Origin of the sequence: Mesorhizobium zhangyense, assembly GCF_011045115.1 — a bacterium.
In the GTDB taxonomy this organism is placed as follows: Bacteria; Pseudomonadota; Alphaproteobacteria; order Rhizobiales; family Rhizobiaceae; genus Mesorhizobium_M; species Mesorhizobium_M zhangyense.
In genome coordinates this window covers 164,387-190,210 of sequence record NZ_JAAKZG010000005.1, presented here as the reverse complement: position 1 = coordinate 190,210, position 25,824 = coordinate 164,387, and the positions used below count along the sequence as shown (strand labels likewise).

General features: G+C 62.9%; 25 protein-coding genes and 1 tRNA gene. 4 read left to right on the top strand and 22 right to left on the bottom strand.

Features of this window, described 5'->3' with window-relative positions; genetic code table 11:
• Positions 1-19: 19 nt before the first annotated feature.
• Positions 20-1,054, bottom strand: coding sequence for a GTPase ObgE (gene obgE, locus G6N74_RS13730; protein WP_165118220.1), 1,035 nt, complete (start codon positions 1,052-1,054; stop codon positions 20-22).
• 113 nt (positions 1,055-1,167) lie between these two features.
• Between obgE and G6N74_RS13725 the strand changes: the two genes are divergently transcribed.
• Positions 1,168-2,028, top strand: a complete 861-nt coding sequence (locus tag G6N74_RS13725) for an endonuclease/exonuclease/phosphatase family protein (protein WP_165118218.1) — start codon at positions 1,168-1,170, stop codon at positions 2,026-2,028.
• 29 nt (positions 2,029-2,057) lie between these two features.
• On the opposite strand, the gene G6N74_RS13720 is transcribed toward G6N74_RS13725, so the two are convergent.
• The 3 genes from G6N74_RS13720 to rplU all read right to left on the bottom strand — a co-directional run bounded on the left by G6N74_RS13720 (position 2,058) and on the right by rplU (position 3,495).
• On the bottom strand, positions 2,058-2,648 hold the full coding sequence (locus G6N74_RS13720) for a GNAT family N-acetyltransferase (RefSeq protein ID WP_165118216.1): 591 nt from the start codon (positions 2,646-2,648) through the stop codon (positions 2,058-2,060).
• A gap of 118 nt (positions 2,649-2,766) precedes the next feature.
• On the bottom strand, positions 2,767-3,036 hold the full coding sequence (gene rpmA, locus G6N74_RS13715; RefSeq protein WP_165118214.1) for a 50S ribosomal protein L27: 270 nt from the start codon (positions 3,034-3,036) through the stop codon (positions 2,767-2,769).
• Between the two features lie 24 nt (positions 3,037-3,060).
• Positions 3,061-3,495, bottom strand: a complete 435-nt coding sequence (gene rplU, locus G6N74_RS13710; RefSeq protein ID WP_091909049.1) for a 50S ribosomal protein L21 — start codon at positions 3,493-3,495, stop codon at positions 3,061-3,063.
• A gap of 273 nt (positions 3,496-3,768) precedes the next feature.
• Between rplU and G6N74_RS13705 the strand changes: the two genes are divergently transcribed.
• Positions 3,769-3,858, top strand: a tRNA-Ser gene (locus tag G6N74_RS13705).
• Positions 3,859-3,906: 48 nt separating this feature from the next.
• Here the strand turns inward: G6N74_RS13705 and G6N74_RS13700 are convergent.
• Both G6N74_RS13700 and G6N74_RS13695 read right to left on the bottom strand, forming a co-directional pair.
• Positions 3,907-4,476: an alpha-ketoglutarate-dependent dioxygenase AlkB gene (locus tag G6N74_RS13700; protein WP_165118212.1), complete on the bottom strand. Its 570-nt coding sequence runs from the start codon at positions 4,474-4,476 to the stop codon at positions 3,907-3,909.
• Between the two features lie 38 nt (positions 4,477-4,514).
• Complete coding sequence (locus G6N74_RS13695; protein WP_165118210.1) at positions 4,515-5,606, bottom strand: helix-turn-helix transcriptional regulator; 1,092 nt, start codon at positions 5,604-5,606, stop codon at positions 4,515-4,517.
• Between the two features lie 243 nt (positions 5,607-5,849).
• Between G6N74_RS13695 and G6N74_RS13690 the strand changes: the two genes are divergently transcribed.
• Entirely contained in the window at positions 5,850-6,095 is a 246-nt protein-coding gene (locus G6N74_RS13690) for a hypothetical protein (protein ID WP_165118208.1), read from the top strand.
• 25 nt (positions 6,096-6,120) lie between these two features.
• Here the strand turns inward: G6N74_RS13690 and G6N74_RS13685 are convergent, their stop codons facing one another.
• From G6N74_RS13685 to G6N74_RS13615, 15 genes are all read right to left on the bottom strand, one after another.
• Positions 6,121-6,813, bottom strand: coding sequence for a response regulator transcription factor (locus G6N74_RS13685; protein ID WP_165118206.1), 693 nt, complete (start codon positions 6,811-6,813; stop codon positions 6,121-6,123).
• The gene (locus G6N74_RS13680; protein ID WP_165118204.1) at positions 6,810-9,506 is read right to left on the bottom strand and encodes a DUF4118 domain-containing protein; all 2,697 of its coding nucleotides are present in this window, start codon (positions 9,504-9,506) and stop codon (positions 6,810-6,812) included. Before G6N74_RS13680 ends, G6N74_RS13685 begins: the two co-directional genes overlap by 4 nt.
• A 352-nt stretch (positions 9,507-9,858) precedes the next feature.
• On the bottom strand, positions 9,859-10,461 hold the full coding sequence (locus G6N74_RS13675; RefSeq protein ID WP_165118202.1) for a K(+)-transporting ATPase subunit C: 603 nt from the start codon (positions 10,459-10,461) through the stop codon (positions 9,859-9,861).
• 11 nt (positions 10,462-10,472) lie between these two features.
• Positions 10,473-12,569, bottom strand: a complete 2,097-nt coding sequence (kdpB, locus tag G6N74_RS13670; protein WP_165118200.1) for a potassium-transporting ATPase subunit KdpB — start codon at positions 12,567-12,569, stop codon at positions 10,473-10,475.
• Between the two features lie 15 nt (positions 12,570-12,584).
• Positions 12,585-14,288: a potassium-transporting ATPase subunit KdpA gene (gene kdpA, locus G6N74_RS13665; protein ID WP_165118198.1), complete on the bottom strand. Its 1,704-nt coding sequence runs from the start codon at positions 14,286-14,288 to the stop codon at positions 12,585-12,587.
• A 34-nt stretch (positions 14,289-14,322) separates the two neighbouring features.
• Positions 14,323-14,412, bottom strand: a complete 90-nt coding sequence (gene kdpF, locus G6N74_RS13660; RefSeq protein ID WP_165118196.1) for a K(+)-transporting ATPase subunit F — start codon at positions 14,410-14,412, stop codon at positions 14,323-14,325.
• An 11-nt stretch (positions 14,413-14,423) separates the two neighbouring features.
• Entirely contained in the window at positions 14,424-14,606 is a 183-nt protein-coding gene (locus G6N74_RS13655; protein ID WP_165118194.1) for a hypothetical protein, read from the bottom strand.
• Between the two features lie 217 nt (positions 14,607-14,823).
• Positions 14,824-15,222: a F0F1 ATP synthase subunit epsilon gene (locus tag G6N74_RS13650; RefSeq protein ID WP_165118192.1), complete on the bottom strand. Its 399-nt coding sequence runs from the start codon at positions 15,220-15,222 to the stop codon at positions 14,824-14,826.
• Between the two features lie 253 nt (positions 15,223-15,475).
• A complete protein-coding gene (gene atpD / locus G6N74_RS13645; RefSeq protein ID WP_165118190.1) occupies positions 15,476-17,122 on the bottom strand; it encodes a F0F1 ATP synthase subunit beta in 1,647 nt (548 codons plus the stop codon).
• Positions 17,123-17,200: 78 nt separating this feature from the next.
• Positions 17,201-18,082, bottom strand: a complete 882-nt coding sequence (locus G6N74_RS13640; RefSeq protein ID WP_165118188.1) for a F0F1 ATP synthase subunit gamma — start codon at positions 18,080-18,082, stop codon at positions 17,201-17,203.
• 16 nt (positions 18,083-18,098) lie between these two features.
• On the bottom strand, positions 18,099-19,628 hold the full coding sequence (atpA, locus tag G6N74_RS13635; protein WP_165118186.1) for a F0F1 ATP synthase subunit alpha: 1,530 nt from the start codon (positions 19,626-19,628) through the stop codon (positions 18,099-18,101).
• Entirely contained in the window at positions 19,628-20,188 is a 561-nt protein-coding gene (locus tag G6N74_RS13630) for a F0F1 ATP synthase subunit delta (protein WP_165118184.1), read from the bottom strand. Before G6N74_RS13630 ends, atpA begins: the two co-directional genes overlap by 1 nt.
• Positions 20,189-20,425: 237 nt before the next feature.
• Positions 20,426-20,821 carry an AGROH133_08824 family phage infection protein gene (locus G6N74_RS13625; protein WP_165118182.1) on the bottom strand — a complete coding sequence of 132 codons (396 nt, stop codon included), beginning with the start codon at positions 20,819-20,821 and terminating at the stop codon, positions 20,426-20,428.
• A gap of 97 nt (positions 20,822-20,918) precedes the next feature.
• The gene (locus tag G6N74_RS13620) at positions 20,919-21,614 is read right to left on the bottom strand and encodes an aspartate/glutamate racemase family protein (protein WP_165118181.1); all 696 of its coding nucleotides are present in this window, start codon (positions 21,612-21,614) and stop codon (positions 20,919-20,921) included.
• Positions 21,615-21,645: 31 nt separating this feature from the next.
• Positions 21,646-23,829 carry a primosomal protein N' gene (locus tag G6N74_RS13615; protein ID WP_165118179.1) on the bottom strand — a complete coding sequence of 728 codons (2,184 nt, stop codon included), beginning with the start codon at positions 23,827-23,829 and terminating at the stop codon, positions 21,646-21,648.
• Between the two features lie 93 nt (positions 23,830-23,922).
• Here G6N74_RS13615 and fsa point away from each other — a divergent pair, with 93 nt between their 5' ends.
• Positions 23,923-24,579 carry a fructose-6-phosphate aldolase gene (gene fsa, locus G6N74_RS13610; RefSeq protein ID WP_165118177.1) on the top strand — a complete coding sequence of 219 codons (657 nt, stop codon included), beginning with the start codon at positions 23,923-23,925 and terminating at the stop codon, positions 24,577-24,579.
• A gap of 58 nt (positions 24,580-24,637) precedes the next feature.
• On the opposite strand, the gene G6N74_RS13605 is transcribed toward fsa, so the two are convergent.
• Complete coding sequence (locus tag G6N74_RS13605) at positions 24,638-25,774, bottom strand: AAA family ATPase (protein WP_165118175.1); 1,137 nt, start codon at positions 25,772-25,774, stop codon at positions 24,638-24,640.
• Between the last annotated feature and the right edge of the window lie 50 nt (positions 25,775-25,824).

The window sequence follows — 25,824 nt, the reverse complement described above, 5'->3', positions numbered from 1 at the left end:
ACTGCTGTCCGGTTCTTTGCTACTTCGCCCACCGGTCATCGGTCTCGGCCGGTTCCGCCTCGGCCCGCGACGCCTGCACCTCGCCCATCAGCGCGCGCAGCGTCTCTTCGACGCCCTCCCGCGTCGCCGCCGAAAGCAGGATCGGCGCGCGGCCTGCAGCCCGCTTCAGCAAAGCGACCTTTTTCTTGCGCGCATCCGGGTCGAGCGTATCGACCTGGCTCAGCGCCACGATCTCGACCTTGTCGGCCAGGCCGTGGCCATAGGCCTCGAGCTCGGCACGCACGGTCTTGTAGGCCTTGCCCGGGTTCTCTTCCTGGGCCGAGACCAGATGCAAAAGCACGCGGGTGCGCTCGACATGGCCGAGGAAGCGGTCGCCGATGCCGACGCCTTCATGCGCGCCTTCGATCAGGCCGGGAATGTCGGCAATGACGAATTCGCGGGCATCGATGCGCGCCACGCCGAGGCCGGGATGCAGCGTGGTGAAGGGATAGTCTGCGATCTTCGGTTTGGCCGCCGTCACCGCCGCAAGGAAAGTCGACTTGCCGGCATTGGGCAGGCCGACGAGGCCGGCGTCGGCAATCAGCTTGAGCCTGAGCCAGACCCACATTTCCTGGCCGTCCAGGCCGGGATTGGCGCGGCGCGGCGCCTGGTTGGTCGAGGTCTTGAAATGCTGGTTGCCGAAGCCGCCATTGCCGCCGGCTGCCAGCCGGAAGCGCTGCCCGACCTGGGTCAGGTCGCAGATCAGCGTTTCGTTGTCTTCTTCATAGACCTGCGTGCCGACCGGCACCTTCAGCATGATGTCGGCGCCCTTGGCGCCGGTCATGTTGCGGCCCATGCCATGCACGCCGGTCTGGGCCTTGAAATGCTGCTGGTAGCGATAGTCGATCAGCGTGTTCAGCCCGTCGACGACCTCCAGCCAGACATCGCCGCCACGGCCGCCGTCGCCGCCGTCCGGCCCGCCGAACTCGATGAATTTTTCCCGCCGGAACGAGACGCTGCCGGCACCCCCATTGCCGGAGCGGATGTAGACTTTGGCCTGATCTAGAAATTTCATCGCAACAAGGGTTTCACTGTTATTGGTTTTTCTTCGACTGTGCTGTAGCGCAAAGAGCACGCGAGCGCGAGGGTGGGATTGGCGGTTCGCATCGACGGCGGCGAGGAGAAGACATGAAGCTGGTCACCTACAATATCCAGTACGGCATCGGCCGCGACGGCAAGTTCGATCTCGAACGCATCGCCGCCAGCCTCGATGGAGCCGACATCATCACGTTGCAGGAAGTCACGCGTAACCTCCCGCACAATGGCGGCGTCGATCTGGTTGCCGGGCTGGCGTCGCTGCTGCCTGACTACTTCTATATCTTCGGACCCGCCATGGACGTCGATTTCGGCACCCGGGACGCAAATGGCAAGCCGGCAAACCAGCGCCTGCAATTCGGCAACATGGTGCTGTCGCGCTGGCCGATCGTGGCTTCGCGCAACCTGCTGCTGCCGCGCACGCGCCGCTTCAACCGCCTCAACCTGCAACGCTCGGCCCTTGAGGCCCTTATCACCGCGCCTTCCGGACCGATCCGTGTCTATTCCGTCCATCTCGACCACCTCAATCTCGAGGAGCGCGCCACCCAAATCCGTTATCTCAAGGAACGCGTCTACGCCTATGCCATGGAAGGCGGTGCTGCGAGCGGCGTTTCCGAATTCGGCTTCCCCGAACTGCCAAGCCCGGAGGAGTTCGTGCTTTTGGGCGACTTCAACATGGACCGCACCTCGCCGGAATATATCGTCATGGCCGGCGAGGCCGACTACGCCGAAGGCCGCCAGATCGTCGCGCATCATCCGGTCGACGCCTTTTCGCTGGCCGGCGGCGTGCCTGACGGCGCCGTAAGCTGGATGGATGACGACAAGCCGGAAAAGAACCGCCTCATCGACTTCGCCTTCGTCCATGCCGCGCTCGCCACCCGCGTCAAACGCACTTGGATCGATGACGAGGCAAAAGGCTCCGACCATCTGCCGGTGTGGCTCGAACTCGATTGAGCGGCCGGCCTCAACCGGCCGCTCAATCGTCAGTACTTCGGCCACGTCCGCAGGCTGACCCAGGTCTTGCGGTCCAGCCGGTAGCGTTCCACCGGCACCTGCCCGGCGACGATCGAGTTCAGCATGCCCTGCCCCGCATACTGGAAGCCGCACTTGTGGATCACCCGCCGCGACGACGGGTTGATGACCCGGCACGAGACGTGCAGCACGTTGATCTGGGTCGCCCGGAAAGCAAGATCCACCAGAGCGTGTGCTGCCTCAGTGGCAAACCCACGCTTCCAGTAGGGTTCGCCGATCCAGTAGCCGAGCTCGAGGCCGCGATCCGTGCCGTTGAGACCGGCGCAACCGATGAAGGTGCCGGTATCGGCCAGCGTCAGCGCATAGACGCAGCCGGCCACACGCTTCTGCCCCGACATGGCGAGGAACGAACGCGCCTCGGCCTCGCCATAAGGGTGCGGCATGCGCGACAGCATCTCGGCCACCCGGCGGTTGTTGGCGAGCATCGCCAGCTCGGGAATGTCGTCGGCATGCGGCGGACGCATCACCAGGCGCTCGGTAACCAGCACCGGGCACTCTATCGCCAGACTCTCGTCTTCAAAATCTTCCGATTCGGCAACCATTTCAGTCCTCCAGGCAAAGAAAAAGGGGAGATGGCGACCCATCTCCCCTGTTCCTTTTTCTGGATTTTGCCAGACACCGGTCCCGAGATGGGGCGCCGGTGTTGTCTCGCGGATCCGGCTATTCCGCTGCTTTGGTAATTGGGTTGACCGATACGTAGGTACGGCCATTGGCTTTTTTGCGGAACGCGACCGCGCCGGTTGCCATCGCAAAAAGCGTATGATCAGTGCCCATGCCGACATTGACGCCGGGATGCCACTGGGTGCCGCGTTGACGGATGATGATGTTGCCCGGAATGACGGCTTCGCCACCGAACTTCTTCACGCCGAGGCGCTTGGATTCTGAATCGCGACCGTTGCGCGACGAACCGCCAGCTTTCTTATGTGCCATTGCTGTTCTCCTTCGTGCTCAGTCTTATTCGGTTTCCGCCGCGGCTGCAGCCTTTTTCGGCGCGGCCTTCTTGGCGGGCTTTTCGGCAACTTCCGCCGTGGCGGTAGCTTCCGGCTTTGCTGCGGCCTTCTTCGCCGGCTTGGCGCCACCGGTCAGGATCTCGGAGATCCGGATGGTGGTTTCATGCTGGCGGTGGCCGCGGGTGCGGCGCGAGTTCTGGCGGCGGCGCTTCTTGAACGCGATGACGGTGCGTGCGCGGCCCTGTACGACCACTTCTGCCGTCACGACAGCGCCTTCCACGAAGGGAGCGCCGATCGTTGCATTCTCGCCCTCGCCGACAGCGAGAACTTCACCGAATTCGACAACATCGCCGGCTTCGGCGACGAGCTTTCCGATTTTTAGTACGTCATTGGCGGCAACGCGATACTGCTTGCCACCCGTTTTAATGACTGCGAACATTTTTTGCCTTTCGCTGTTCGGTCCGGCTTTTTGACCACTTGGAAGCGGTCGGGCCGTCTTTTTGTCAGTCTGCGGGGTTCAAAGTACGACCGGCGCGGAGAAAGACCCCACGCCGGAATGGTGCGCGTTTAGCCAATGGCCTTCAACGTGTCAAGCCGAACCGACAAAACCCGCAACCGAAACTGCATAAAGCGTGCAACAGGGCCTTGTGCAAGGCCCCATCAGCCGTTATCTAGAGCGCCGCGCCGGCAACGGCCCGACCAGTAACACCGCGGAGAGGTGGCAGAGTGGTCGAATGCACCGCACTCGAAATGCGGCATGGGTGCAAGCCCATCGGGGGTTCGAATCCCTCCCTCTCCGCCAGTTTGCCTTTGCAAGTATATACTCGGGGTCTTACGCCATCGGCGCGGATCACACTGCTCTCACCACCTTCCTGAAAGTCAGCGAAACCCGCCTTTCGCGCTGTCGTTTTTCGCCCGCGACCGTATCGGTCTTGCGGGATGGAATCTCATGCGTCCATTCATAACGTGCCGCGCCCGACATAATGAGCAATGAACGCGGCTCGAGCATTAAGGAAATAGTTTCGCGGCTCTTCACGTTCCGGAAGATCATTTCGCAGCTGGAAAGCAAACTCAGAGAAGCTATCCGTTCGGAAAAGCAAGGCACGCAATCGACATGCGCGCTGATGCCTTGGCCAGGCACGTATTCGTTGGCGATAATTTGATCCGGAACATCGTTATAAGCATTCAATTCCGTCAAGCGCTCGCTAAGTGATCGAAGCCACTCCGGCGGTTTACCCAGATAAGCGTCGTCAGTGACCATTCGGGCGCGATAGTCATAACGATAGCCGAAATGCTGGACGCGCCGCTTGAGTTCGGAACTCCATTCGCCCCGATCCAGACAATCGATAAGTGTCTGCTCCTCCTCCTGCGAGATGAAGAACGGGAGATAACACCGCTCCGGGGGGAAGCGTTCGAACATCCATCGTGCTTCAGTTCCCTACTTGCAGGTTGCTTCCCTCACCCCTCCGGCCCCCGCAGCACCGCACCCGATAGCAGCACGCCCAGCTCAGCCTGGCGGCTCACGCCGGTCTTGCTGAAGATGGCCTTCAGGTACCAGCGCACCGTTTCCCGTGAAAGGTTGAGTGCGGTGGCCGCCTCCTCGGTGGTCTTGCCTTCGGAAATGCTGCGCGCAACCCGCGCTTCCGCCGGCGTCAGGTCGAACAGGCCGCCCAGCAGCTCGGCAGAAGGTGCTGCCGGCCGATCGAGCCGCGTCACCACCATGAGGGCATGGGCGCGAAAGAAAACGTCGGCTGCTTCGCCCGGCAGCGGAAGAACATGAGCGACCGCAGCCGCGTGTCCCGGCAATGCCGGAACCGGAATGGAACGGGTGGACGATGCAGAAGCGAGCTGTTCGATCGACTCGGCAAACAAGGCATTGGCGCCGGCATCCGCAAGGGCGATGCGATCATGCGCCCGGAACACGAATTGTGCCGACATGCCTTCGAGAAGCGCATTGGCCGCAAGCACCCGTCCGGTTATCCCCAAGATCGACGCGGCCAGTCCGGCACTTTCAAGCGCATCGACGACGACACGCGCGCGTTCGAGATTGAGGCGCGTGGCCAGGACGGCGGCGCGCCCGAGATGAGGACGCAGCACATCCAGAACCGCGATCTCCTGCTGCGAAACCGGCCCGTCGGCATAGCGGCGCTCGAGGTCGAATGCGGCCATATCGCCATTCGGCATCGGAAAGACCGTGCCGGCACAGTATCCAAAGCCTCGCGGCAGGAAGAACTTCCTGTAGACGAAGCTGCCTTCCATCTCCTCGCGGCCATACAGCTCATCGTTGCCGAAGAACCCGTGGCGGTTTGCTGCTATGCCGCGTTGCAGGCGAATATTATTGGCCTGTATTTCCGGGTCGCCGGTGAAATCCGTCATGAGTTCGTGGACATTGCTCGAACTGGTCCAGCGTCCGATCTTGTCGGGCGTCGCCGTAAAAAGGATGCCGCCGAAACATCCGGCCAGCGTCGATACGTCCTGCAGCACCCCGGGCCACAGTTCCGGAACGACAGCCGCCTCGTAGATGCGGTCGATAAGCCCCTCGTGGTTCATGCCGTTCCAATCGCGCCAGACGACTGAAACTAGCGGTTGCTTAAAACCCTGTCCATGTTGCTTCGCGGCAGGACCGGCCCTTGCGCCCCAAACTGCCCGGTGCGTCGTGAATTGCATCTCACTGTTGCGCGCCGGCTTCACTCCTGCCCCGCCAGAACCGCTTTCCGGTCCTATCCTGCGAACAGCCATTGCCGAACCCGACGCCATCCGGCACATTCGGGCCGGACGACAAGAGGATGAGTAATGGATTCGGTCGAGAAATTCGCGCTGTCTATAATGCTTCTGTTCGGCGCGCTGATCGTCGGCGGCCTGATGGCTGTCGGCATAGCCTGGAACGACAAGCCTGCCTTCCTATATGCGCTGTCCGCAGCGATCGTCATCTGGGGTTCGGCCTTCGCCGTGCTGTTCGGCAAGCCGCCGATCTATGGTGCGCTGCTGTTCCTCGCCGGCCTCCTGATCGCTGCGTCGATAACCTCCATCGTCACCTGACAAGGGGCGAGCGGCCGCCGCCACTTCAATCCGCCTCGCTCAACCTGTAGCCGACCCCGGTTTCGGTGCGGATATAGCGTGGCTGCTCCGGATCCGGCTCTATCTTCTGCCGAAGCTGGCGCACATAGACCCTGAGATACTGCACGTCCTGCACCTCGCCCCACACCTGCTTCATCAGGAAATTGTGGGTCAGAACCTTGCCGGCATGCTGCACCAGCGCGCGCAATATGTCGTATTCCTTGGGCGACAGTTTTATCTCCTCGCCACCCAGCCTGACGATGCGCCGCACGAGATCGACCGACAGATCGCCCGTCTTGAAGACCGGCTTCTCGCCCTGTTCCTGCAGCCGGTGGCGCAGCGCCACGCGGATGCGGGCGATCAGCTCGTTCACGCCGAAAGGCTTTGTCACATAGTCGTCGGCACCGAGATCGAGCGCCTCGACGATGCCGGGCTCGTCGGTGCGGCTGGACAGGATCACCACCGGCACCGTGCTGCCTCCCTCGCGCCAGCGCCGCAGCAGCTCCTGCCCGGAAATATCGGGCAGGCCGAGATCGAGCACCACCAGATCGGGCGAGGCATTCGCCATCTCCTCCAGTGCGGTGCGCCCGTTCGGCGCGTCGATGATGTCATAGCCCTGCGTCGACAGGCCGGCGCGCAGCAGCTTGCGGATCGGCTGTTCGTCATCGACGACGAGGATTTTTATCGCGGACGCACTCATGACAACTCCGTGCCTTCAATTTGCCCCGCCGGCAGCTTCATGCGGATGGTGAAGACGGCACCGGGGCGGTCGGTCCGGTTCCCGGCCACGATGGTGCCGCCCATGGCTTCGACGAAACCGCGGCAGATGGCAAGGCCGAGGCCGGTGCCGGCCGGCACACTGTCGCCCTTGCGGGCACGGGTGAACTTGCCGAAAATTTCTTCCAGCTCGTCCGCCGGAATGCCTGGCCCTTCATCGAGTATCTGGATCGTCAACGCCTTTTCGCCCTGGAACGACTGGATGCGTATGCGCGAGCCCGCCGGCGAATATTTGGCCGCATTGTCGAACAGGTTGAACAGAACCTGCTCGAACAGCACCGGGTCGACGCGCAGCATCGGCAGGTTGGGCGGCAGGTCGACCTCGATCTGATGGGAGCCAAGGATTTTCTTTGCCCGCGACAGCGCGCTGCCGACGATCTCGTTCAGATCGTGCATGCCGAAATTCGGGCTGATCGCGCCGGATTCCAGCTTCGTCATGTCGAGCAGATTTGCGATGAAGCGGTTGAGCCGTTCCGACTCGTCGAGCACAGAGCCGAGAAGCTCGTCCTTGGTCGGCGCGTCCAGGGCGCCTGAAAATTCCTTCAGCGTTCCCGCCGCCCCCATGATTGCAGCGAGCGGCGTTTTCAGGTCGTGCGAGATGGAGGTCAAAAGCGCCGAACGCAGCCGGTCGGCCTCCACCGCCAGCTTGGCGTTGTCTAGGTCTTCGACCAGATGGACGCGCTCGATGGCAAGTGCTGCCTGGTCGGTCAGCGCATCCATCAGCCGCCGCCGCTCGGGCGTCAGCATTGGTCCTTGCCGGTCGTCGTCGATGCCGACCACGGCGATTGCGCCGCGCGCCGTGCGCACGGGCAGAAACAACCGCTTGGCGCCCGGCAGCGTATCGGCGCTGCGGCCGGCCGGGCGATCGTTCTCCCAGGTCCATTTGGCCGCCGCCAGGTCGGCTTCGTCCAGCGTGTCCTCCGGCGGATAGCCGGCCTTGACAGTGATGCGCCCCTCTTCCGGCAACAGCAGCACGACGCGCACCTTCAGCATAGAGGCGATCTGGAAGGCCGTCGCCCACAGGACATCGTCCAGCGTCGCGGTTCCGGCCAGCTTCTTGGAGAACATATAGAGGTCTTCATTCATTCGCGCCCGCTGGCGCGCCGCGATCGCCTGCCCACGCACCCGCGCCGAAAGGTTGCTGGCAATCACCGACACGACGAGGAAAAAGACGAAGGTGACGATGCTTTCCGAATCGCCGATGTCGAATGTGTAGAGCGGCGGCAGGAAGAAGAAATTGAAGGTTATGGCGCCGATGACGCTGGCGAAGATCGCGGGGCGCAGGCCGAACCACAATGCGCTCGTCAGCACGCCCATCAGGAAGACGACGCCGATATTGGCAACGTCGAGCAATTGCCGCAGCGCGAACGCACATATCAGCGCGATGCCGATGATCCCCAGGCTCACCAGATAGGGACGGAAGGAAAAAACCGTCGTGCCGGCATCCTGCACCGAGCCTCTCGGCGGCTTGGGCGCGACCTCCCGGCCCGAGATCACATGCACGCTGATATCGCCGGAAATGCGGATCAGGTCATGCGTCACCGAGCCTTCGATCCACTCGCGCCAGCGCGCCTTGTCGGAGCTGCCGACGATGATGTGGGTGACATTGCGCTCGCGCGCATAACGCATGATCTCCTCGGCGACCGTGCGCCCCGGCAAGGTCGCAGCCTCCGCGCCCAGGCTCTCGGCAAGCCGCAGCGCGCTGGCGATCCGGTCCCGCTCGGCCTCGGAGAGGCGCGCCGCGTGCGTCGTCTCGACCGTCACGACAGACCACGGCGCGCGCAATCGTTCCGCCAGCCGCCTGCCATAGCGCACCATCGCGGCAGCACGTGGCGCTTCATCAATGCACACCAGCACCCGCTCGCCGGCCGCCCATGGCCCAGAGATGGCATTCTCGCGCATATGGCTGACAAGCTGCTCGTCGACACGCTGGGCGGTGCGCCGCAGGGCCAGTTCGCGCAGCGCCGTCAGGTTTCCGGGCGAGAAATAGTTTTCGATGGCAGCCTTGGCCGTGCGGGGCATGTAGACCTTGCCCTGCTTCAGCCGTTCGATCAGGTCGCCCGGCGTGAGGTCGATGACCTCGATGTCGTCGGCGCGGTCGATGAAGGAATCCGGCACCGTCTCGCGCACCCGAACGCGGGTGATCTGCGCAACGATGTCGTTCAGGCTTTCGACATGCTGGATATTGACGGTGGTGTAGACATCGATGCCGGCGGCAAGCAGTTCCTCGATATCCAGATAGCGCTTGGGATGGCGGCTGCCGGGTGCATTGGTGTGGGCAAGCTCGTCGACCAGCACCAATTGCGGCCGGCGCGCGAGGATGGCGTCGATATCCATCTCGTCGAGCGCCCGCTCCTTGTAGGGCACAGGCACACGCGGAATGATCTCGAAGCCCTGCAGAAGCGCCTCGGTCTCCTTGCGACCATGGGTTTCGACGACACCGACGACGACATCTACGCCCTCGGCCTGCCGCGCGCGGCCCGAAAGCAGCATCTCGAACGTTTTGCCGACGCCGGGGGCAGCCCCAAGAAAAATACGCAACTTGCCGCGAAGCTCTCGCTCCGCGGCTTCCAGAAGGGCATCCGGCGAAGGACGTCGGTCGCTGTCGTCAGGCATGCGACCCCGCAAGGAATTCCGCCCGGCCGATCTCTTCCCTTGAGGGAAGGGCAATCGCATATGTAATTCGACCCCCACTCCGTCTCGGCTTCGCCGAGCCACCTCTCCCCCGCTCGACGGGGGAGAGGAAAAGCCGTCCGCAAGGCTGGTGCCCTTCCTCTCCCCTTTTGAGGGGGAGAGGTGTCACGCGAAGCGTGACGGAGTGGGGGTCGGCCGTACAATAGGCGATTGCCCTGCCACGAAGAGAAGGGGGTGGGGGTATGACGTAGATCAGGCCCATCAGAGCATTCATATGCGATACCTGCGCTTTGTCATTCCTCTTGCAAAGGCACGCCCGCGTCAACGGCTGCAGCTACTTCGCCATCGCATCCAGCGCGCGGTTGAGCGCCAGCACGTTGACGCGCGGCTCGCCCAGAATGCCGAGGATCGGCGCCTGTGTGAGATCGCTCACCAGATCGCGAAGCTTGTCTTCCGGAACGCCTCGCGCCTTGGCGACGCGCGGCAGCTGGAACAATGCTCCCTCCGGCGAGATGTCGGGATCGAGGCCACTGCCGGTGGTGGTCACCAGATCGATCGGCACCGGCTGGCCGGGATTCTCAGCCTTCAGCTTCTCGAGGTCGGTCTTGACGCGCTCGATCAGCGCCGGATTGGCCGGGCCGAGGTTGGAGCCCATCGAGTTGGCAGCATTGTAGGGCACGACCACCGATTTCGAAGGGTCGGCCGGGTCGGGTCCGAGCGTCACCGACGGGCGGCCATGGAAATACTTTTCGCTGGCAAAGTTCTGGCCGATCAGTTCGGAACCGATGACGGTGCCGTTTTCCACGATCAGGCTGCCCTCGGCCTGCTTCGGAAACAGCATGCCCGAAATGCCGGTCATGGCGAGCGGGTAGGCCAGGCCGGTGATCGCCGTGAAGATGACGATCATGACCAGTGCGGGGCGAAGTTGCTTCAACATGATGGTCTTCCTTATGCCAGGCCGAGGGCGGAGACGACCATATCGATCGCCTTGATGCCGATGAAGGGCACGATGATGCCGCCCAGGCCGTAGATAATGAGATTGCGGCGCAGCAGCGAGGCGGCACCAACCGCGTGGTATTTGACGCCGCGCAGCGCCAGCGGGATCAGCGCGATGATGATCAGCGCGTTGAAGATGATCGCCGACAGGATCGCCGATTGCGGCGTCGACAGGTTCATGACGTTCAGCACCTTAAGCTGCGGATAGAAAGCCAGGAACATAGCCGGGATGATGGCGAAATATTTGGCGATGTCGTTGGCGATCGAAAACGTCGTCAGCGCGCCACGCGTCATCAGCAGCTGCTTGCCGATCTCCACGATCTCGATGAGCTTGGTCGGATCGCTGTCCAGATCGACCATGTTGCCGGCCTCGCGTGCCGCCACCGTGCCGGTGTTCATGGCAACGCCGACATCGGCCTGCGCAAGTGCGGGCGCATCGTTGGTGCCGTCGCCGCACATGGCTACCAGCTTGCCCTTGGCCTGTTCCTCGCGGATGAGCTGCAGCTTGTTTTCGGGTGTTGCCTGGGCGAGGAAATCATCGACGCCGGCTTCGGCCGCGATGGCCGCTGCCGTCATCGGGTTATCGCCGGTGATCATCACCGTGCGGATACCCATGCGGCGCAGCTCGGTGAAACGCTCCTTGATGCCCCCCTTGACGATATCCTTGAGGTGGATGACGCCGAGCGGACGGCCGTCGCGCACCACCGCCAGCGGCGTTCCGCCGGATTTGGCGATCTCTTCGGCGATTGCGCGGATTTCCACGATACTGGCGCTCGATGCCTGCATGGTCGCCACGCCCGAAGCCGAGCTGGCAAGGGCGGCGGCCGGACCCTTGGCGACATGGTCGAGGATGGCGTCGACGGCGCCCTTGCGGATCGAGCTGCCCTCGACATCGACGCCGCTCATGCGGGTCTGCGCGGTGAAGGGCACGAAGCTCGCATGCAAGGTGCGCATGTCGCGTTCGCGGATGGCATATTTCTCCTTGGCCAGCACGACGATCGAGCGGCCTTCCGGCGTCTCGTCGGCAAGCGAGGCGAGTTGGGCGGCATCGGCCAGTTCCTTCTCGGTCACGCCCTTGATAGGGCGGAATTCGCTGGCCTGGCGGTTGCCGAGCGTGATCGTGCCGGTCTTGTCGAGCAGCAGCGTATCGACGTCGCCCGCAGCTTCCACCGCACGGCCGGACATGGCCAGCACATTGAAGCGCACCAACCGGTCCATGCCGGCGATGCCTATGGCCGACAGCAGCGCGCCGATGGTCGTCGGGATCAGCGTCACGAACAGCGCCACCAGCACCACGACCGGAACCGAGCCCCCGGCATAGGTGGCGAAGCTCGGGATGGTCGCTGTCGCCAGCACGAAGATCAGCGTCATGCCAGCGAGCAGAATGTTGAGCGCGATCTCGTTGGGCGTCTTCTGACGCTCCGCACCTTCGACCAGCGCGATCATGCGGTCGAGGAAGGTCGAGCCGGCGGCAGCCGTGATGCGCACCTTGATCCAGTCTGACAGCACCTGCGTGCCGCCGGTGACGGCCGAGCGGTCGCCGCCCGATTCGCGGATGACGGGCGCAGATTCGCCGGTGATTGCCGCCTCGTTGACGGAGGCCACGCCTTCGACCACCTCACCGTCCGAGGGGATGATATCGCCCGCCTCGACCAGCACCAGATCGCCGACCTTCAAGCCCGCGCCGGGAACCATGACGAACTTGGCGCGATCTTCGCCGGTCAGCAGCTTGGCCTGGGTCTCGGTGCGGGTTCGCCGCAGCGAGTCCGCCTGCGCCTTGCCGCGCCCTTCGGCGACGGCTTCGGCGAAGTTGGCGAAAAGCACGGTGAACCACAGCCAGATGATGATCTGGAAGGAGAAGCCGAGGTTGGAATTGCCGACCGCAATATCCTTGAGGAACAGCACCGTGGTCAGTGCCGAGACCACGGCGACGACGAACATCACCGGGTTTCTGGCGAGCGAACGCGGATCGAGCTTCTTGAAAGCCGCGCCGATGGCCGGGACGATTATGGCTGCATCCATGATGCTCACCGATTTCATTTTGCTCATAGCTTTGATCCCGAATTAGAAGGTCTGGCCGGCGGCAATCGCCAGATGTTCGGCGATCGGGCCCAGCGCCAGCGCTGGCAGGAAGGTGAGGCCGCCGACTATCAGGATGACGCCGACCAGCAGGCCGACGAACAGGCCGCTGTCGGTCGGGAATGTGCCGGCCGAGGCCGGAACCGTCTTCTTGGCCGCCAGCGAGCCGGCGATTGCCAGTGCGGGAATGATGACCATGAAGCGGCCCATCATCATGACGATGCCGAGCGTAATGTTGTACCAGGGCGTGTTACCGGTGAGGCCGCCGAAGGCCGAGCCGTTATTGGCCGCAGCCGAAGTGTAAGCGTAGAGAATTTCTGAGAAACCGTGCGGACCCTGATTGGCGATCGACGCCACCGCCGAGGGCATGACGACGCTGATCGCGGTGAAGACCAGCATGGCCAGCGGCAGGCACAGCATGGCCAGCATCGCCATCTTCACTTCCTTGCCCTCGATCTTCTTGCCGAGATATTCGGGCGTGCGCCCGACCATCAGGCCGGCGACGAAGATGGCGATGATGACGAAGATCAGGATGCCGTAGAGGCCGGCGCCGACGCCGCCGATGATGACCTCGCCGAGCTCCATGTTGATGATCGGGATCATGCCACCAAGCGCAGTGAAGCTATCATGCATGGCGTTGACGGCACCGCAGGACGCCGCCGTGGTGACGACGGCGAACAGTGCCGACAGCGGAATGCCGAAGCGCACCTCCTTGCCTTCCATATTGCCGCCCTCGATGCCGAGCGCATGGATCAGCGGGTTGCCGGCAGCTTCGGCCCAGTAAGTGACGATGACGCCGACGATGAACAGCACGCCCATGGAGGCCAGGATCGCCCAGCCCTGGCGCTGGTTGCCGACCATGCGGCCGAAGACGTTGGTGAGTGCTGCACCGATGGCGAAGATGGTGACCATCTGGACGAGATTGACCAGCGCGTCGGGATTTTCGAATGGATGCGCCGAGTTGGCGTTGAAGAAGCCGCCGCCATTGGTGCCGAGCATCTTGATCGCAAGCTGCGAGGCGACCGGGCCGACCGCGATGGTCTGTTTCGCGCCTTCGAGCGTCGTCGCATCGATATAGGCGCCAAGCGTCTGCGGCACGCCGCTATAGACATAGAACAGCGTCAGCACAATGCAGAGCGGCAGAAGGATGTAGAGCGTCGAGCGTGTCAGATCGACCCAGAAATTGCCGATCGACTTGGCCGAGGCGCGGGAGAAGCCGCGCACCAGGGCGATGGCAAGCGCCATGCCGGTGGCGGCGGAAACGAAGTTCTGCACCGTCAGGCCGGCCATCTGCACGAGGTAAGACATCGTGCTTTCGCCACCGTAATTCTGCCAGTTGGTGTTGGTGACGAAGCTGGTGGCCGTATTGAAGGCGAGCTCGGGCCCGACCGCGCCCATGCCGGCGGGATTGAAGGGGAGGCCGGCCTGAAAGCGCTGCAAGGCATAGAGCACGAGGAAGCCGAGCAGGTTGAAGGCGAGCATGCCAGCGGCATAGGTCGTCCAGTGCTGGTCCTCGTTTTCGCTGGTGCCGGCAAGGCGATAGAGCAGCCGCTCGAACGGCGCGAAGATGAAGGACAGGAAGGTGCGCTCGCCCTGATAGACGCGCGTCATGTAGCCGCCGAGCGGCTTGACGAGAAGAACGACGATCCCGCAGAAAATCAGGATCTGGATCCAGCCGTTGATGGTCATGGCTTTTCTACTTTCGCAGTCATGATGATGGCCGTCAGAAGCGCTCGGGGCGGATCAGGGCGAAGATGAGATAGGCGGTGAGCAGCAGCGTAACGCCGCCTGAGAGGACGTAGTCGATCAACATCAGTCTCGCTCCTAAAGCCGGTTGCAGCCGAGCGCGTAGGCATAGAAGAGCCCGAAGGAGACGATGCCCAAGGCTACGAGGATGAAGTCCCACATGTGACGCAGTCTCCAAAAGCTCTCGCCGCGCGACGAAAGCCGCGCGGTCAAAGAGAGATGACGGATGATGCCGCGCCCACCGAAAACCGTCGGTCGCAAAGCATCATTTGCAGGGGGAAGATGTCACCGACGCCATAAAGGTTCGAGACGAGCCGCAGGCCAAAGAAATAGGAATTTCATAAAGATCGCGCGGGCGCATGGACGGGAAGTTCACACCCGACAAAGTCCATACGCGAGTGGTATCGCCAAAATGAAAAAGCCTCCGTCCTTTTCGGGACGAAGGCTTCTCAAAAGATTGAGACTTTGAGGCCGGCTCTTAGAGCGCGGCTTCCAGCGTCGTGAGCTGGTTTAAAAATGCCTCGGCGCGGGTCTTGGTCTCGTCGTCCTTGGCGTCGGCTGCATCTTCGCGCGCATCCTGGATGCGACGGGCGAGATCCTCGCGGTCGATGCTCGCCACCGGCACGGCCGATTCGGCAAGCAGCGTGCAGCCGGAGGGCAGGATGTCGGCGAAACCGCCGAACACGACGTAGCGCTCGTCGGCACCAGTCACGGTCTTGACCGTAACGACGCCCGGTTTGATCGTGGTCATCACCGGCGCGTGGTTGGCCAGAACCGTCATCTCGCCTTCCGCACCGGGAATGACGACGGACTGCACCTCTTCCGAAACGAGCAGACGCTCGGGCGAGACCAGTTCGAATTTGAAAGCTTCAGCCATTACCTTATCCGCTCAACCCATTTAGGTGGCACCCAGACCGAATGGCTTCGCGCCTCTCCAGTCTTGGTCTTGATCCAGCAAGTAATTTCTACCTGCTCGATCGGGGCATGCCACTCATCGACGGTCCATACCTGCCCGATGAGTAACGTTAATTCTGCAACGTCTTCCTTAGGCAAGTCAGCCAGGAATTCGTCACTAAGTGTAATTAGACGGACCCGATCGCCAGAGGCGAAGTCGGGCCCGTCCAATTTCATTACGCAGCTTCCGCTGCCAGACGCTGTGCCTTTTCGATGGCCATGTCGATCGAGCCGACCATGTAGAAGGCTGCTTCCGGCAGGTGATCGTATTCGCCTTCGACCAGACCCTTGAAGCTCTTGATCGTGTCTTCGAGCGGCACGAGCTGGCCCGGCGAGCCGGTAAACACTTCGGCCACGAAGAAGGGCTGCGACAGGAAGCGCTCGACCTTGCGGGCGCGGGCAACCGTGATCTTGTCCTCTTCCGACAGCTCGTCCATGCCCAGGATGGCGATGATGTCCTGCAGCGACTTGTAGCGCTGGAGGATTTCCTGGACGCGGCGGGCAACCTGATAGTGCTCTTCGCCGACGATCAGCGGGTCGAGCATGCGCGAGGTCGAGTCGAGCGGATCGACGGCCGGGTAGATACCCTTTTCCGAGATCGCGCGGTTAAGCACGGTCGTCGCATCAAGGTGCGCGAACGAGGTCGCAGGCGCCGGATCGGTCAAGTCGTCGGCGGGCACGTAGATGGCCTGCACGGACGTGATCGAGCCCTTGTGGGTCGTAGTGATGCGTTCCTGCATCTGGCCCATGTCGGTCGACAGCGTCGGCTGATAGCCCACGGCCGAAGGAATACGGCCGAGAAGTGCCGACACTTCCGAACCCGCCTGCGTGAAGCGGAAGATGTTGTCGACGAAGAACAGAACGTCCTGGCCCTGGTCGCGGAAATGCTCGGCGATGGTCAGGCCGGAGAGAGCGACGCGGGCGCGCGCACCGGGCGGCTCGTTCATCTGGCCGAACACCAGGGCGCATTTCGAACCTTCGGTCGAGCCGTTGTTCTCATGCGGGTCCTTGTTGACGCCCGATTCGATCATTTCGTGGTAAAGATCGTTGCCCTCGCGGGTGCGCTCGCCGACGCCGGCGAACACCGAGTAACCACCATGCGCCTTGGCGACGTTGTTGATCAGTTCCTGGATCAGAACGGTCTTGCCGACGCCGGCGCCGCCGAACAGGCCGATCTTGCCGCCGCGGGCGTAAGGCGCCAGAAGGTCGACGACCTTGATGCCGGTGACAAGAATCTGCGCTTCCGTCGACTGGTCGACATAGGCCGGAGCGTCCTGGTGGATGGCGCGGCGTACCTTGGTCTTGACCGGGCCGGCTTCGTCGACCGGTTCGCCGATGACGTTCATGATGCGGCCGAGCGTTTCGTCACCGACCGGAACCGTGATCGGCTCGCCCGTGTCGTAGACGGCCTGGCCGCGAACCAGACCTTCCGAAATGTCCATGGCGATGCAGCGCACGGTGTTTTCGCCGAGATGCTGCGCCACTTCGAGAACGAGACGGTTGGAACCGTTCATGGTCTCAAGTGCGTTCAGGATCTTCGGCAGGTTGCCGCCTTCGAAGGAAACGTCGACGACAGCGCCGATGACCTGGCTGACCTTGCCGGCCGCGCCCTTGGCCGACATGGCCGTCGACGACGACTTGGCCGCCACTGCCTTGGTGGCAACGGCTTTCGCCGGGGCTGCCTTGGCAGGAGCTGCCTTGGCCGGGGCCGCCGCTGCCGTCACGGCAGGAGCCTTTGCGGCCGCTGCCTTGGCGGGCGCTGCCTTCTTTGCTGCCGGGGCCTTCGCCGCCGGAGCCGCTTTCGGAGTAGCTGCTTTAGCCATTGTGGTAACCTCTTTGGTCCGTTTTCTGTTTCCACATGATCGATCGAAAAGCCGGAGGCTTTATCTCAGGTCACGTGACTAGAGCGCTTCTGCGCCCGAAATAATTTCGATCAGTTCTTTGGTGATCTGCGCCTGACGCTGGCGGTTGTACGACATCGTCAGCTTGTTGATCATGTCGCCGGCGTTGCGCGTCGCATTGTCCATCGCGCTCATCTTGGCGCCCATCTCGCCGGCAGCGTTTTCGAGCAGAGCCCGGAAAACCTGCACCGAGATGTTGCGCGGAATGAGGTCGCTCAGGATCTCGCCCGGCTCCGGCTCGTATTCGTACACGGCGCTGCCTGCCGATTCCGGCTCACCCTCGGCAACCGCCGCGGCCGGAATGATCTGCTGCGCGGTCGGAACCTGGCTGATCACCGACTTGAATTCCGAATAGAACAGCGTGCAGACGTCGAAGCCGCCTTCGTTGAACAGGCCGATCACCTTCTTGGCGATCGCATCGGCATGAACGAAGCCGACCTGCTTTGCTTCGCGCAGATCGACGCGCTCGATGATCAGCGATGCATAGTCGCGGCGAAGGATGTCAAAACCCTTCTTGCCAACGCAGATTATCTTTACCGTCTTGCCGGAGGCGATCAGCTTGCGGGCATGATCGCGGGCAAAGCGCGCGATCTGCGAGTTGAAACCGCCGCAAAGACCGCGCTCGGCCGTGCAGACGACGAGCAGGTGCACGTCATCCTTGCCGGTGCCGGTCATCAGCGCCGGGGCTTCGCCACCGCCGCCGACCGCCTGGGCGATATTGGCCAGAACAGCACCCATCCGCTGCGAATAGGGCCGGGCGGCTTCTGCCGCTTCCTGGGCGCGGCGCAGCTTCGCCGCGGCGACCATCTGCATCGCCTTGGTGATCTTCTGCGTCGCCTTGACCGAGGCGATACGGTTACGGAGGTCTTTTAACGAGGCCATGCCTTACCCGTCAGTGTCAGGCGAAGTTTTTCGCGAAAGCGTCGATATGGGCCTTGAGCTTGCCACGAACGTCGTCGCTCAGCGCCTTCTCCTTGCGGATCGCGTCGAGAACGTCCTTGCCGTCGGCACGCATATGCGCAAGCAGCCCCTGCTCGAACTTGCCGACCTGGTTGAGGGCGAGCTTGTCGAGATAGCCGTTGACGCCAGCATAGATCACCGCGACCTGCTCTTCCGTCTTCAGCGGCGAGAACTGCGGCTGCTTCAGGAGTTCGGTCAGGCGTGCACCGCGGTTGAGCAGGCGCTGCGTGGCGGCGTCGAGGTCGGAGCCGAACTGCGCGAAGGCAGCCATTTCGCGGTACTGCGCGAGCTCGCCCTTGATCGAGCCGGCGACCTGCTTCATCGCCTTGATCTGGGCCGACGAACCGACGCGCGACACCGAGAGACCGACGTTCACGGCAGGACGGATGCCCTGGAAGAACAGGTTGGTTTCAAGGAAGATCTGGCCGTCGGTGATCGAGATCACGTTGGTCGGGATGTAGGCCGAAACGTCGTTGGCCTGCGTTTCGATGACCGGCAGAGCCGTCAGCGAGCCATTGCCGTTTTCGTCGTTGAGCTTTGCAGCGCGCTCGAGCAGGCGCGAGTGCAGGTAGAAGACGTCGCCCGGATAAGCTTCGCGGCCCGGCGGGCGGCGCAACAGCAGCGACATCTGGCGGTAAGCCACGGCCTGCTTGGACAGATCGTCATAAGAGATCAGCGCGTGCATGCCGTTGTCGCGGAAATATTCGCCCATGGCGCAACCGGCAAACGGTGCCAGGAACTGCATCGGCGCCGGATCGGAAGCGGTGGCGGCGATGATGATCGAGTAGTCGAGCGCGCCGCGCTCTTCCAGAACCTTCACGAACTGCGCGACGGTCGAGCGCTTCTGGCCGACGGCGACATAGACGCAGAACAGCTTTTCCGCTTCCGGACCGCTGTCGTGGATGGCCTTCTGGTTGAGGATGGTGTCGAGAATGATGGCGGTCTTGCCGGTCTGGCGATCGCCGATGACCAGCTCGCGCTGGCCGCGACCGACCGGGATGAGTGCGTCGATGGCCTTGAGGCCGGTAGACATCGGCTCATGCACCGACTTGCGGGGGATGATGCCGGGCGCCTTGACGTCGACGCGGCGACGCTCTGCTGCCTTGATCGGGCCCTTGCCGTCGATCGGGTTGCCGAGCGCGTCGACGACGCGGCCAAGCAGGCCGGGACCAACGGGCACGTCGACGATGGCGCCGGTGCGCTTGACGGTGTCGCCTTCCTTGATGTCACGGTCGTTGCCGAAAATAACGACGCCGACATTGTCGCTTTCGAGGTTCAGCGCCATGCCGCGGATGCCGCCGGGGAACTCGACCATTTCGCCCGCCTGGACGTTGTCGAGACCGTAGACGCGGGCGATACCGTCACCGACGGAAAGCACCTGACCGACTTCGGAGACTTCAGCCTCCTTGCCGAAATTCTTGATCTGGTCTTTGAGAATTGCGGAAATTTCCGCGGCGCGGATGTCCATCAGCCGACCTCTTTCAGTGCAAGCTTGAGCGAATTGAGTTTGGTTTTGAGCGACGTGTCGATCTGGCGCGAGCCCATCTTGACCACCAGTCCGCCGAGAAGCGACGGATCGACGGTGACCGTGATGGACACGTCCTTGCCGGCAACACTTTTCAGCGCAGCCTTCAGTTCGGTTTTCTGGGCGGCAGACAGGTCATGTGCCGAAGTGACTTCGGCAGCAACCTCGCCACGCGCCTCGGCAGCGATCTCGCGGAACGCCTTGATCATGCCGGGCACCGCGAAGAGACGGCGGTTCTGCGCGACGACGCGCAGGAAGTTACCGACCAGTCCGGTGATCTTCGCCTTGTCGGCGATGGCGGTGATGGCCTTGAACTGCTCATCGGCCGAGAACACCGGGCTCTTGATCATACGGTTGAGATCGTCGCTGCCGGCGAGCAATGCTTCGAAGCGACCGAGGTCGCCTTCGACCTTGGAAATCTGCTTCGACTGCGCTGCCAGTTCGTACAGCGAACCCGCATAGCGTTCGGCAACTGCGGAGATTGGCGAGCTAGACTTTGCCACGGTCCGTCTTTTCTCTTGTCTGACAGGCCGGAAGATTCTTAGGCTGGAGTCTGGAACTCTGGCTAAATCTTTGACCTTGCTGCGTTTTATCGATCTGGCGGAAGCGGCTGTCGCATCCCCCGATCGAAAGTCGATTGCCGTCTAGCACACGCTTTTCAGAGTCGCAACACGTTGGCGAAGCGGCTTTTAGGCAGATTTGTCGCATGCTGCGCGCAGATAGGCGCCAACAGGCCCCAATCAGGGCACGAAGCCGAAGGCGAAGGCCAGCGGCAATGCAGCCAGAACGAGTGCCACGATCAGCCAGACCCAGTTGTAAAGCCTGTTTCCCTGATCCGACAGCATCGAGACGATACGCCCGAAAACAGTGAACAGCCAGGAGAACCCGAGCGCCATGTAAAGCAGCGGCTGGGCAAGCAGAATGCAGCACAGGCCAACGCCGAGATAGAAGCCGGACATCGTCGCCCGCGCCTCCGAAACCGCCTCGGGATGGTGCTCGACGGTCTGCAGGCGCAGGATGCGTAGCGACAGCCTTGGCCCGAAAAGCAGCAGCAGGCCAAACAGCACCGTTACAACGGCTGAAGACCACGCCAGCCATTCACCCTGCGTGACCGGCCAGGGAAACGCGAATTCCATGATGTCCCCTCGAAAAATATCTGGTTTAAAACCGCGCGCATTCTAGCGTGCGATGGCAGCGGCGCCAGATGGCGGCGTCAAATTTCCCGGTTAAACCTCAACTGAGAGCGAACTCGACAGCCGTCTCGGCATGGATGCGTGTCGTATCGAACACCGGTATATCGAAATCTTCCGCGCCAATGAGCATCGTTATTTCCGTGCAGCCCATGATCACGCTATCGATACCGTCATCACCCCGCATCCGCTCGACCTCGGCGATGTAAGCGGCTTTCGAAGCTTCGGTGACGATGCCGCGGCAGAGTTCGTCATAGATGACATGGTGGACCATATCGCGCCCCGCCGCATTTGGCACCGCCGGCGAGAGCCCGAATCTCTCGGTCAGCCTGCCCTTGTAGAAATCCTCTTCCATGGTGAAGCGCGTCGCCAGAAGCGCCGGCCGCACGCACCCTGCCCGCTTGACGGCCGCAGCGGTCGCGTCGGCGATGTGGATCAACGGGATCGAAACGGCTGCCTGAACGTCCTCGGCCAGCTTGTGCATGGTGTTCGTGCAGATCACCAGTCCCTCGGCACCCGCCGCCTCCAGCTTGCGAGCCGCATCGATCATCAGTGCCGCTGCCGCGCGCCAGTCGCCGGCATGCTGGCGCTCGGCGATCTCGGCGAAATCGAACGACCACAGCAGCAGCTTTGCCGAATGCAATCCTCCCAGCCGCTCGCGCACGATCTCGTTGAGATGACGGTAATAGATCGCCGTGCTCTCCCAACTCATGCCGCCGATAAGGCCGAGGGTTTTCATGATTGGTCATCCTTGCCCATTTTGCGAAACCTCACAAAAAGCTCTGCGGATCGATGTCGACCTGCACCCGCACTGAGCCGCGTATCTTCGGTCCGTTGGCGAGCATGGCGCGCAGATAGCCTTGCATGTCGGCAGGACGGTCGCCCTGCACCAGCAGCCGGAAGCGGTGCCGGCCGGCGACCATTGCCAGCGGCGCCTCGGCCGGCCCCAGCACATGGATATCGCGCGCCGGCGGTGCGGCGCGGCGCAGAAGCCGCGCGTGGCTTTCGGCGTCCGGTCGATTGTCGGCACTGACGATGATGCCGGCCAGACGCCCGAAAGGCGGCAGCGCAGATTTTTCGCGCTCCAGAATCTCGCGCTCGTAAAACGCCTCGGCATCGCCCGAGACGATCGCCCGCATCACCGGATGCTCCGGCTGGTAGGTCTGGAGCAGGCCGAGGCTCTTCTTGCCGGTGCGCCCCGCTCGCCCCGTCACCTGGGATAGCAACTGGAACGTTCGCTCGGCTGCACGCGGATCGCCATTGGCGAGGCCGAGATCGGCATCGATGACGCCGACCAGCGTCATGTTTGGAAAATTGTGCCCCTTGGCCACCAATTGCGTGCCGATGACGATATCGGCCTCGCCCTTGGCGATGGCCTCAAGCTCCAGCCTCAGCCGCTTGACCCCGCCCATCATGTCCGAGGACAGCACGATCGTTCTCGCGTCCGGGAAATGCCCGACGACCTCCTCGGCGATGCGCTCCACGCCCGGCCCGCAGGCGACGAGATGGTCGAGCGTTCCGCATTCCGGGCAAGCCTCAGGGCGCTTTTCATTGTGGCCGCAATGATGGCAGACGAGTTGACCGCGAAAGCGGTGCTCCACCAGCCAAGCCGAGCAGGACGGACACTGGAAGCGATGGCCGCAGACCCGGCACAACGTCAGCGGCGCATAGCCGCGCCGGTTGAGGAATAGCAGCGATTGCTCCTCTCTCTCCAGCGTGCGACGCATGTGGTCGACAAGCACCGGCGACAGGAAACCGCCACGCGCCGGCGGGGCGCGGCGCAAGTCGATGGACTTGATGTCCGGTAGTGCCGCCTCGGCAAAACGCGCCGACAGCACGGCACGGCCATAGCGGCCCTGGCTCGCATTGACCCGGCTCTCGACCGACGGCGTGGCGGAAGCCAGCACCACCGGGAAGCCGCCGATATGGCCACGCACCACAGCCATGTCGCGGGCATTATAGAAAACGCGGTCCTCCTGCTTGTAGGCCGGGTCGTGTTCTTCATCGACGACGATCAGACCGAGTTCCTTGAACGGCAGGAACAGCGCCGAGCGGGCGCCGGCAACCACCCGGACGCCGCCTTCGGCCAGCTGCCGCCAGACGCGTTCGCGTTTCTTCGGCGCAAGATCGGAATGCCATTCGGCCGGCTTGGCGCCGAACCTGTCCTGAAAGCGCTCGAGAAATGCCTGCGTCAGCGCGATTTCCGGCAGCAGAATCAACACCTGCTTGCCCTTTTCGAGTGCGGCTGCGACTGCCTCGAAATAGACTTCCGTCTTGCCCGAGCCGGTCACGCCGTCGAGCAGCGTCACGCTGAACCCGCCGGCCTCGCCCTTGCCGCGCAATTCCTTGGCGGCAATGTCCTGGTCGCCGATCAATTCGGCTTTCCCGTAGGTCGGGTCGGGCGCGGCCACCACCGGGCGCGGCGGGATCATCACTGTTTCGAATACGCCTTGCGCCTTCAGCCCATCTATGACGGTGGACGACACGCCAGCCGCATGCGCCAGTCCCGAGCGCGTCCAGGCCATGCCGTCGGACGCCATCTCCAGCACCCGGGCGCGTGCAGCTGTCATCCGGTCGGGATCGTTGGCCGCGCGTTGCAGGCCCTCCACCCAGGGTTCCGGATCGAAGGCTTCCGGCGCACGCAGGATCATGCGCGCCACCATGCCGGGCGGCGACAACGTATAGGACGCGATCCAGTCGACGAAGCGGCGCATTGCCTGATCCACCGGCGGACAATCGAACACATGCGAGATCGCGCGCAGCTTCCTGGCGTCGACCGCTTCGCCCGGACCGTCCCAAACGATGCCGGCCACTTCGCGCGGCCCCAGCGGCACGCGCACGATCGAGCCCGGCACCACGCTCATGCCAGCCGGCACGGCATAGGTGTAGGGCCGCTCGGCCGGCATCGGCACTAGAACCGGCACCGCCTTGGTTTCGAACGAATCGTGCTTCATGGCGCGTGACCTTGCCCGGACTTTGCGTTAGAGCAAAGGCCGATCAACGACGCGCCTCCCGAGACGCTGACATTTTTGCCAAGGAGACACCCCATGAAATTCTTCGTCGATACAGCCGACGTGAAGGAAATCCGCGAACTCAATGATCTCGGCCTTCTCGATGGCGTCACCACAAACCCGTCGCTGATCCTCAAGTCCGGCCGCAACATCGCTGAAGTCACCAAGGAAATCTGCGACATCGTCGACGGCCCGGTCTCGGCGGAAGTGACGGCTACCGAATACTCCGAGATGATGAAGGAAGCCAAGGTCCTCGCCAAGATCGCCGACAATGTCTGCATCAAGGTGCCGCTGACGCTTGACGGCCTCAAGGCCTGCAAGTCGATCCGCACCGACCTCGGCCGCCAGGTCAATGTCACGCTGTGCTTCTCGGCCACCCAGGCACTGCTTGCCGCCAAGGCCGGCGCCAGCTTCATCTCACCCTTCATCGGCCGCCTCGACGACATGGGCTTCGACGGCATGGAGCTGATCGCCGAGATCCGGCAGATCTACGACAACTACGATTTCGACACCGAAATCCTCGCCGCCTCGATCCGCACCGTCGATCATGTCAAGCGCGCCGCCCTCATCGGCTCCGATGTCGCCACCGTTCCGCCGGCAACGCTGAAGGCGCTGGTCAAGCATCCGCTGACCGACAAGGGCCTCGAGCAATTCCTGGCCGACTGGGCCAAGACCGGCCAGAAGATCGGCTAATCGCTTACAGCGCCGCGCGTCCAATTGGACGCGCAAAGGACGCTGTAACATTTGGAATCTAGTCGAAATCGCCGGCGGGCATCAGGCCCGTCGGCCGCATGCCTTCGATCATCGTCGCGCCGTTCAGACGTACGACCGTCAAGGCCCTGGCGCCGGTGCGCTCCCCTATCATCTCCGCCAGCGCGCGCGAATGGGTCACCACCCAGACCTGCGTCCGCTCGGCCGCCCGCGCGATCATGTCGGCAAGCGCCGGCAGCATCTGCGGATGCAAGCTTGTTTCCGGTTCATTGAGCGCGATCAGCCGCGGCAGGCGATACGATAGAAGTGCTCCAGCCAAGGCGACGAATCGCAGCTGCCCGTCGGAAAGCTCTTCCGGCCTGAACACGCGCTTCGGGAATTCCGGCGTGACGAGGCCGAATGAAGCGGTCTCCTTCGGCACCGGAATATCCAACTCCGCCCCGCCCAACGCCTCGGCGATGCACCGGTCGAGATCGACTGTGTCCTGCCGGATATGCTTCAGCGTGGCGAACACGGCGGCGAGATTGGCGCCATCCTCGTCAAGCAATGGCGAGGTAACCGCCAGGGCCGGCTTGCGAACCGGCGAATCGCGGTCAGTCCGAAAGCCGTGATAGAACCGCCAGCCCAGCACCGCCGCGCGCAGGTCGCCGATTTCGGGATAGCGCCCGGAATTGCCGAGCGACGAAAGCGCCGTTTCCGAGTTGAGCATCTTCACCGGATGTTCGAGGCGCCGCCCGTCGCCGTCGCGGGCAAAGACTGCCGGACCCTTGCGCGTCATCATCTCCACCGGCCGGCGGCCGGGTTCGACGGACAGCGTCTCTTCCTTGATATGCGGCTCGAAACCAAAACCCGCCGAAGCAGGCGGCGGCAGTCCGATCTCGACCTGATAGGACGATTTCACCGCCGTATCATCGTCTTCGAAATCGGCGCGAAGGATGACACGCACCGGCTGCCCGGCCCGGCGCCTGCCTGACCACAGTGCCGACTGCATGCCGCCTTCGCGCGCGATTTCAGTGGCGAGCGTGCCTTCGGCCGAAGCCTTGATGAGTTGAAGCGCGCGGTAGAGGTTCGACTTGCCGACGCCGTTTTCGCCGACGAACAGCCCGACCTGTCCGACATCGAGCCGGATCGACATCAGCGATCGGTAACCAGCAGCTGAAAGCGACGTCAGGCGCATATTTCACGACACCACGGCGATTCCCGCCTGCAAGAAAGCGCGAGCCGGAA

What these genes read in the sequence shown, in the direction of transcription:
- obgE (WP_165118220.1), bottom strand. Translation starts at nt 1,054, where the DNA reads ATGAAATTTCTAGATCAGGCCAAAGTCTACATCCGCTCCGGCAATGGG.
- G6N74_RS13725 (WP_165118218.1), top strand. Translation starts at nt 1,168, where the DNA reads ATGAAGCTGGTCACCTACAATATCCAGTACGGCATCGGCCGCGACGGC.
- G6N74_RS13720 (WP_165118216.1), bottom strand. Translation starts at nt 2,648, where the DNA reads ATGGTTGCCGAATCGGAAGATTTTGAAGACGAGAGTCTGGCGATAGAG.
- rpmA (WP_165118214.1), bottom strand. Translation starts at nt 3,036, where the DNA reads ATGGCACATAAGAAAGCTGGCGGTTCGTCGCGCAACGGTCGCGATTCA.
- rplU (WP_091909049.1), bottom strand. Translation starts at nt 3,495, where the DNA reads ATGTTCGCAGTCATTAAAACGGGTGGCAAGCAGTATCGCGTTGCCGCC.
- G6N74_RS13700 (WP_165118212.1), bottom strand. Translation starts at nt 4,476, where the DNA reads ATGTTCGAACGCTTCCCCCCGGAGCGGTGTTATCTCCCGTTCTTCATC.
- G6N74_RS13695 (WP_165118210.1), bottom strand. Translation starts at nt 5,606, where the DNA reads ATGAACCACGAGGGGCTTATCGACCGCATCTACGAGGCGGCTGTCGTT.
- G6N74_RS13690 (WP_165118208.1), top strand. Translation starts at nt 5,850, where the DNA reads ATGGATTCGGTCGAGAAATTCGCGCTGTCTATAATGCTTCTGTTCGGC.
- G6N74_RS13685 (WP_165118206.1), bottom strand. Translation starts at nt 6,813, where the DNA reads ATGAGTGCGTCCGCGATAAAAATCCTCGTCGTCGATGACGAACAGCCG.
- G6N74_RS13680 (WP_165118204.1), bottom strand. Translation starts at nt 9,506, where the DNA reads ATGCCTGACGACAGCGACCGACGTCCTTCGCCGGATGCCCTTCTGGAA.
- G6N74_RS13675 (WP_165118202.1), bottom strand. Translation starts at nt 10,461, where the DNA reads ATGTTGAAGCAACTTCGCCCCGCACTGGTCATGATCGTCATCTTCACG.
- kdpB (WP_165118200.1), bottom strand. Translation starts at nt 12,569, where the DNA reads ATGAGCAAAATGAAATCGGTGAGCATCATGGATGCAGCCATAATCGTC.
- kdpA (WP_165118198.1), bottom strand. Translation starts at nt 14,288, where the DNA reads ATGACCATCAACGGCTGGATCCAGATCCTGATTTTCTGCGGGATCGTC.
- kdpF (WP_165118196.1), bottom strand. Translation starts at nt 14,412, where the DNA reads ATGTTGATCGACTACGTCCTCTCAGGCGGCGTTACGCTGCTGCTCACC.
- G6N74_RS13650 (WP_165118192.1), bottom strand. Translation starts at nt 15,222, where the DNA reads ATGGCTGAAGCTTTCAAATTCGAACTGGTCTCGCCCGAGCGTCTGCTC.
- atpD (WP_165118190.1), bottom strand. Translation starts at nt 17,122, where the DNA reads ATGGCTAAAGCAGCTACTCCGAAAGCGGCTCCGGCGGCGAAGGCCCCG.
- G6N74_RS13640 (WP_165118188.1), bottom strand. Translation starts at nt 18,082, where the DNA reads ATGGCCTCGTTAAAAGACCTCCGTAACCGTATCGCCTCGGTCAAGGCG.
- atpA (WP_165118186.1), bottom strand. Translation starts at nt 19,628, where the DNA reads ATGGACATCCGCGCCGCGGAAATTTCCGCAATTCTCAAAGACCAGATC.
- G6N74_RS13625 (WP_165118182.1), bottom strand. Translation starts at nt 20,821, where the DNA reads ATGGAATTCGCGTTTCCCTGGCCGGTCACGCAGGGTGAATGGCTGGCG.
- G6N74_RS13620 (WP_165118181.1), bottom strand. Translation starts at nt 21,614, where the DNA reads ATGAAAACCCTCGGCCTTATCGGCGGCATGAGTTGGGAGAGCACGGCG.
- G6N74_RS13615 (WP_165118179.1), bottom strand. Translation starts at nt 23,829, where the DNA reads ATGAAGCACGATTCGTTCGAAACCAAGGCGGTGCCGGTTCTAGTGCCG.
- fsa (WP_165118177.1), top strand. Translation starts at nt 23,923, where the DNA reads ATGAAATTCTTCGTCGATACAGCCGACGTGAAGGAAATCCGCGAACTC.
- G6N74_RS13605 (WP_165118175.1), bottom strand. Translation starts at nt 25,774, where the DNA reads ATGCGCCTGACGTCGCTTTCAGCTGCTGGTTACCGATCGCTGATGTCG.